The sequence below is a fragment of the Bacteroides sp. Phil13 genome, assembly GCF_001940965.1.
GTDB classification, from domain to species: domain Bacteria; phylum Bacteroidota; class Bacteroidia; order Bacteroidales; family Bacteroidaceae; genus Bacteroides; species Bacteroides intestinalis.
This window is the reverse complement of record NZ_MSHA01000021.1, coordinates 1-7,258: the sequence shown is the minus strand read 5'-3', so window position 1 is coordinate 7,258 and position 7,258 is coordinate 1. Positions and strand designations below refer to the sequence as shown.

The window sequence follows — 7,258 nt, the reverse complement described above, 5'->3', positions numbered from 1 at the left end:
CTGTATGGGGCAGTGTGAATACTGTTATTTGCATACACAGCTTGGAGATAAACCTTATATACGTGTGAATGTCAACATTGAAGAAATATTAGAACGTGCCAGTAAGTATATGGACGAGAGTAAGGATGGGTTCACAACCTTTGAAGGGTCAGCAACCTCAGATCCTTTATGTGTGGAACCATATACACATGCATTGGCTAAGACAATCGAATTCTTTGCCAATGAGCCACGTGGAGCGTTTCGCTTCGTATCAAAATATAGTGATGTGGATGGCTTGCTTGATCTGAAACATAACAATAAGACGGAGGTACGGTTTAGCCTGAATACGGAGAGAGTACGCTCTGAGTATGAGCATGCAACAGCAACGGTTGCTGCCAGACTACACGCTGCAGCCAAGATGAGTAAAGCTGGATATCCGATTGGATTTTTGATTGCTCCTGTATTCATTTATGATGGGTGGAAGAAGGAGTATGAGGAGTTGCTTCGTAATCTAGCGGATACGTTACCAGCACAACTCGAACACCGACTTTTCTTTGAGGTAATCTCTCATCGTTACACACCAAAGGCAAAGGATATGATTCAGGAGATCTTTCCAACTTCTACGTTACCGATGAATGATGAGGAACGCAAATACAGACGTGGCCAGTTTGGCTATGGGAAGTACCACTATACAAAAGAAGATATGCAGGAGATGAAAGCATTCTTTCAGGAGAAACTACTGGAGTATTTTCCAACTTGTGAGATCAAATATATCATTTAATAGGGGGATGAAAACCAGCCAGAGTGCTTATGGGCTGGTTTTTATTCATGTTTTATAATTAAATTTGTGTCGAATACTTATTGAATAATAGACTTATTCTGTAGAATAACCTAGAATCAAAGTATAAAGTACAATAGAGTTATTTGTCGTATACATTGTTCTTGCTGCTATACTTATGGCAGCATTAACCGGATACATAGTGGTAGTAAAGTCCTGACAACCATGTGGTTGTCAAGCATTCTTGTACATAGAACAGAGTATGTCGTGATACAGGCGGTGGAGTTATATAATTACATATTTTCTACATCTGTAGTAAATATAAATGATAGTCAGAATGTGTTGATGAATAAGGAATATTTGGAGATTAGATAGAATTAGAACGATAAGTTAGAATTGTATAAAAAGTAAATATATGGTAAAATGCAAAACACTAATAAGAGTAAGGGGATGCATGGTTCGAGAATGAAAGTTATACTACCCATAATTATGTGTTTTGTGATATTATGTTATTTAGTAGGATGTGAGTCAAAGAATCTTACACAAGAAGTTCCACTAAAACAAGTACATACGCCAAGCCCAGAGCATGATACTAAATTGGTGGAAACGGTAGAGCCAGATCATGTTAGGAGCATAGAAAATGAGACAACAAGAAGTGCAGAACCAAGGATATCGCCTTCATCAAAGGCTACAATGCAAAAACTAATTGTGATAGATGCAGGGCATCAGGCGAAAGGAAACTCAGAGCAGGAGCCTATTGGACCAGGAGCAAAGAAGACAAAGAAAAAAGTGTCTGGTGGAACCAGAGGTACAACCACTGGAATGTATGAATACAAATTAAATTTGATTGTTGCATTAAAACTACAAGGTCGATTACAAGATGCTGGCTACCGTGTTATAATGACAAGGACTAGCAATGAAGTTAATATAAGTAATGCCCAGAGGGCTAAGATGGCCAATGATGCTGGTGCAGATGCTATGATTCGTATACATGCCAATGGTTCAGAGAATCAAAGTGTATGTGGTGTTGAGACCATATCGAATACGATAGATAACCCCTATAATGGAGACATCTATCCGGAATGCCATCTGCTATCAGAGTGTTTGCTTACTGGCATAGTAGATGCTACGGGAGCACAGGATAAGGGTATATGGGAGACGGATACCATGACAGGAATTAACTGGTCTAAGGTGCCGACTACAATTGTAGAAATGGGTTATATGACAAATAAAGAGGAGGAAACCTTACTTACTTCAGATGATTATCAGAATAAGATTGTCGAAGGTATAGTAGCAGGGTTAAACCAATATTTTAAGATAAACTAATTAGTACTTAGGGAGGGTTTACAAATGATACGTATGGAAATTGCATGTATGATAGTTGTTGCCTATATTGCGGTAACATATTTTTCTGCAAAGAGAAAAAAATCCTTTGTGCATACCTTGTTCTCCCTATTGATTGTCTTTTCTATGATTAATTTACTATTCGATAGTATAACGATTTATACGGTAAATCATCTGGATGTCGTACCAGTTATCGTAAATGAAAGCTGCCATAAGATATTCATAGGTTCTATGGTAATTGTCTTGTTTATCACGTTTCGATATATAATGACAATTGTTAATAAAGAGGATAGCCCTCAATATGGTATGGATAGTACATTAAGCTGGCTATGGAACTTACCATTAATCTTGTTCTTAGGTAGTGTAGTATTTCTTCCATTACACTATAAGGTGACATCAAAAGGAAATTACTCATATGGACCTGCTGCCGCTGTGGCATATATCAGTGTCAGTTTTTATCTGGTAGTATCCATTGTGATGTTTATTAAAAATTGGCGATATATTAATCCTAAGAAGAAAGCTGCAGTTATGATGGCGTTAGGCTGCCAGCTATTTGTATCAGTGTATCAGGCAATCTATCCACTTTCATTAATTTCAGGTATAGCAATTGCACTGTTGAACCTGGCATTTTTCCTAACCGTGGAAAGTCCGGATGTTCATTTGATTGAAAAATTACAGGATGAGAAAGAGAGAGCGGATCTTGCCAATCAGGCAAAGTCCTCCTTCTTGGCTAAGATGTCTCATGAGATTCGAACCCCAATCAATTCAATCTTAGGAATGAACGAAATGATTCTGCGTGAGAGTCATGAAGAACTAATCAGACAGTATGCCTCGGACATTCAATCAGCTACCCAGAGCTTGTATAGTATTATCAATGATATTCTTGATGTGTCTAAGATTGAATCAGGTAAGATGGAGATACTGCCTGTAGAGTATGACTTGAGCAGTTTAGTACACGATTTGGTCAATCTGCTTACAATCAAGGCAGAAGCGAAGAATCTTAGATTTAAGGTAGAAGTGGAGCCAACCTTACCATCCAGGCTGTATGGAGATGATGTTCGAATCCGACAGGTGCTAATCAATTTGCTATCCAATGCAGTCAAGTATACACACAAGGGAACCATTCTATTGACGGTAAAAGGGAATGTTGAGAAAGATATGGTTCACTTATCTTTTGCAGTTAAGGATACGGGTATTGGTATTCGACAAGAAGATATTGAGCGACTTTATGAAGCGTTTGAACGAATTGATGAGATACAGAACCGTCATATTGAAGGCACTGGTCTGGGACTTACTATTTCCAAACAGCTATTGTCCTTAATGGATAGTAAGTTGATTGTGGAGAGTACATATGGTGAGGGTTCAACCTTCTCGTTTACGCTGAAACAGAAGATTGTAGATAAAGAACCAATTGGCAATCTGCAGGAACGGATTCGCAATAAAGCTAGTGAATACATATATAAAGCAACCTTTACAGCACCGGAGGCGCAGATTCTGGTAGTAGATGATAACCAGATGAACCGAAGAGTATTTCAAGGACTATTAAAGCAGACAAAGGTACAGATTACAGAGGCGGCCAATGGACCAGAGGCTTTGGAACTTGTAATAAAGCAACATTTTGACCTGATATACCTCGATCATATGATGCCTCATATGGATGGTATTGAAACACTACAAAGAATGCGACAATTAAAAGGAAACCTTTGTAAGAGTACACCGGTGATCGTTCTCACTGCAAATGCAATTACAGGAGCTAGAGAGCAATATATGAATGCTGGTTTTGATGATTTTCTTGCTAAACCAATTGTTCCGGAACGATTGGAGAGAAATATCCGTAAATTATTGCCTACAGAAATGGTTATCGAGAAGCCAACGATTGAGATGATAGATCCTGCAAAAGAAGGAACGATAAAGAAACTGAAAGAAATCGATGGAATAGACTGGAACTATGGGTTATTACATTTCCCAGATGAAGAGCTGTTAATCTATTTGGTGCAGGAGTTTGCCAGCATGGTGGACACAGATGCTGCTATGTTAGAACAGTTATTCCTGAATATAAACGAGGGAGAGAACCTCCATGAGTATCATATTAAGGTGCATGGAATGAAGAGTTCTTCCGCTTTGATTGGGATTATTCCATTGTCAGGTATGGCTAAGGTACTGGAGAACGCTGCTGCAAAGCAGGACATAAGTACCATTGAGAGCCTTACACCAATCTTCTTACGAGATTGGAGAAGCTATAAGGAGAAGCTTGCTCCATTTATGGAAGCGTAAGTCTTATCGATTACTATATTCGCTTGGACTACAATTGAAGTGTTTTTTAAAGGTTTCTGTATAATAGCTGAGTCCCATGAATCCTACTTCCAGGCTGATTTCAGTAATTGTCATATTCGTAGTTCTAAGTAAGTCAATACTCTTTTTGAGACGGTAATCAATTAGGTAGGAAAATGGTGTTTGCTTCATGTATTTCTTAAATATACTACAACAACTGGTTTTACAGACACTTCCAGAATAGGCGATATCTTCAAGCGTAATTTTTTCTTGATAGTGTTTTTGAATAAATCCAGTCATTTCCTTTAAGGAACTAAGCTGTTGATCCTGTGTGGTCGGCAGCTTTTTTTTGACTGGTATATTGTTAAAGAGTGCAGTCCAGATGTCGAAGAAAAGGCTTTGTATCTTTAAGAGAGTATCTTTGTGTACTTGATAGCGATACATGGTTTTAAGTAGGCTAAGAATGGTATTCTGCCATGGTATACATTGATTTAAAAGGATATATTCTAAGGATGAATCAAAGAGTATTGGTGTTACATACTGCATCTCGATAAAGGAAGAGGAGCATAGCAAAGAAGGATGCAAGAGAATGCAGATAAATTGACATTCCTTTTGCTCAGTAGAGTAACCATAGTGAATCTGTCTGGAATTCACAAAGATCCCTTCTCCTTCTTCGAGTCGAACTACATTACCATTAATGTTATATAGCATATAACCGGATAGAATTACAATAAACTCCACGTCATCATGCCAATGGGTAATGGCAGAATAGCCTGGATAATAGGAGAGGAATCCGTTTTTAACATAGGCTGGGAATTCAGGAATGTTATAGTTTACCTGTTCGGATAAATCACTTTTTAGTTGCAGAGAACCACAGATTGGATCTTTATCCTGTTTGCTATCACTTTTCATAACACCCTCCAATTATACAAATGTGAAATATAGTTATAATAATATGTATAATTACGCAAGATAATATTAAAACATTACAATATAATTATAATAACAAATTTATGGAAATACAATAGTTTAATATACTATGAGGAAGGCAAAGGGGTGATGTGATGTATGATAGAAGAGAGTTCAGACAAAAACTTTGGCATCTTGTGTTACCGATAGCTTTTCAACAACTAATGTTATCTGCTGTTAGTGCAGCTGATGCAATTATGTTGGGATTCATTAGTCAGGATTCGCTTTCTGCCATTTCCCTGGCAGGGCAGATTCAGTTCATATTTAATCTATTCTTGGCTGCTATGACAATCGGACTAAGCATCTTTGCAGCACAATACTATGGGAAGAAAGACATGAAAGCAGTGAATCAGTTTTTTGGAATGATTCTACACTACACAGAAGTAGTAGCCATTCTATTTTGTGTAGCGGCTCTATGTATTCCAAGAGAGTTAATGAAGCTATTTACAAAAGATGCGAATCTGATTACTATGGGTGCAAGATATCTGCAGATTATTGCAGTGACCTATCTACTTATAGGGGTGAGTCAGGTTTATCTATGTATACTGAAGAATACTGGACACACGCTAAAGAGCACGGTAATTAGTTGTGTTTCTGTGGTGGTGAACATTCTTTTAAATGCGGTTTTTATATTCGGGCTCTGTGGGGCCCCTGCACTTGGAATCGCAGGTGCAGCAATTGCAACAGTAATCTCTCGTGTAATAGAATGTATATGGGTGGTAATCGATTCCTATAGTAAGGGAAGAAGCAGACCTAAGTTAAAGTATATACTACATAGCGATTCCATATATAGAAAGGATTTCTGGAAACATACATCACCAGTGCTTGCTAACGAGATTGCCTGGGGTGGAGGATTTACCATGTTTTCTGTGATTATGGGACATCTGGGAACCGATGCAGTAGCGGCTAACTCTATCGCAAATATAGTGAAGAATCTATTAGTTTGCTTTGCAGGTGGCTTAGGAGCAGGTGGCGGTATTATGGTGGGGAATGAGCTTGGTGCTGGACAACTTAAAAAGGCCAGATGCTATGGAGATAGATTGTGCAAGTTGTCCGTTATTGCAGGGCTACTTACTGGTGGTGCTTTATTGCTATTGACTCCATGTATCCTTCATTTTACTAAGCTATCTCAAACAGCACAGGAGTATTTGTCTTGGATGTTATGTATTTGTTGTTTTAATATCATTGGAAAATCAGTGAATGGAACAACAATAGGGGGGATATTCTGTGCAGGAGGAGATTCCAAGTTTGGATTCCTATGTGATACAATTACTTTATGGGTGGTAATCCTTCCGCTGGGAGCATTAGCTGCCTTTGGTTGGAATTTAGCTGTACCAGTGGTATATCTTATTCTTAACTTAGACGAAGTAATTAAATTACCTGCTGTATTTAGGCATTATAAAAAATACAGATGGATTAAAGATTTAACAAGAGAATCTTAAACCAAAAGGAGTGTTTATATGACTAATTATGAGAAAATGCATAGTGGAGCAATCTATTATCCTGGAGATGAAGAAATCATGAAGGAGCAGACTAAATGCCTGGATCGCCTCTATGATTTTAATCAGACACGTCCAACGGAAATGGAAAAAAGAGGAGCGATGCTAAAAGAAATGTTTGCAGAGATTGGAGAGAACTGCTACATAGAACCACCATTTCATTCTAACTTTGGTGGCAGACATGTACACTTTGGAAAGTGGGTTTATGCGAACTTTAATCTAACATTAGTAGATGATACCCATATCTATATTGGGGATTACACAATGATAGGACCTAACGTCACAATAGCGACAGCAGCCCATCCTATTGCTCCAGAGTTAAGACAAAAAGGGTGTCAGTACAATATACCCGTTCACATCGGAAAGAACTGCTGGATTGGAGCTGGAGTTTTGATCATGCCTGGAATCACCATAGGAG

The 7,258-nt window shown here is 38.2% G+C and carries 6 protein-coding genes; 5 read left to right on the top strand and 1 reads right to left on the bottom strand.

The window, feature by feature from the left end; all coding sequences use genetic code 11:
• From BWI44_RS03050 to BWI44_RS03040, 3 genes are all read left to right on the top strand, one after another.
• Positions 1-760: spore photoproduct lyase family protein (locus BWI44_RS03050; protein WP_286811338.1), on the top strand; the 760-nt coding region annotated here is incomplete at its 5' end.
• A gap of 420 nt (positions 761-1,180) precedes the next feature.
• Positions 1,181-2,083: an N-acetylmuramoyl-L-alanine amidase family protein gene (locus BWI44_RS03045; protein ID WP_286811337.1), complete on the top strand. Its 903-nt coding sequence runs from the start codon at positions 1,181-1,183 to the stop codon at positions 2,081-2,083.
• A 33-nt stretch (positions 2,084-2,116) separates the two neighbouring features.
• Positions 2,117-4,375, top strand: coding sequence for a response regulator (locus BWI44_RS03040; RefSeq protein ID WP_286811336.1), 2,259 nt, complete (start codon positions 2,117-2,119; stop codon positions 4,373-4,375).
• A gap of 3 nt (positions 4,376-4,378) precedes the next feature.
• Here BWI44_RS03040 and BWI44_RS03035 read toward each other — a convergent pair whose 3' ends face one another.
• A complete protein-coding gene (locus BWI44_RS03035) occupies positions 4,379-5,284 on the bottom strand; it encodes a helix-turn-helix transcriptional regulator (protein WP_286811332.1) in 906 nt (301 codons plus the stop codon).
• Positions 5,285-5,436: 152 nt separating this feature from the next.
• Between BWI44_RS03035 and BWI44_RS03030 the strand changes: the two genes are divergently transcribed.
• Together BWI44_RS03030 and BWI44_RS03025 are read left to right on the top strand one after the other, a co-directional pair.
• A complete protein-coding gene (locus BWI44_RS03030) occupies positions 5,437-6,783 on the top strand; it encodes an MATE family efflux transporter (protein ID WP_286811329.1) in 1,347 nt (448 codons plus the stop codon).
• A gap of 18 nt (positions 6,784-6,801) precedes the next feature.
• A partial coding sequence (locus BWI44_RS03025) for a sugar O-acetyltransferase (RefSeq protein WP_286811327.1) occupies positions 6,802-7,258 on the top strand: 457 nt, incomplete at its 3' end.

What these genes read in the sequence shown, in the direction of transcription:
- BWI44_RS03045 (WP_286811337.1), top strand. Translation starts at nt 1,181, where the DNA reads ATGCAAAACACTAATAAGAGTAAGGGGATGCATGGTTCGAGAATGAAA.
- BWI44_RS03040 (WP_286811336.1), top strand. Translation starts at nt 2,117, where the DNA reads ATGGAAATTGCATGTATGATAGTTGTTGCCTATATTGCGGTAACATAT.
- BWI44_RS03035 (WP_286811332.1), bottom strand. Translation starts at nt 5,284, where the DNA reads ATGAAAAGTGATAGCAAACAGGATAAAGATCCAATCTGTGGTTCTCTG.
- BWI44_RS03030 (WP_286811329.1), top strand. Translation starts at nt 5,437, where the DNA reads ATGTATGATAGAAGAGAGTTCAGACAAAAACTTTGGCATCTTGTGTTA.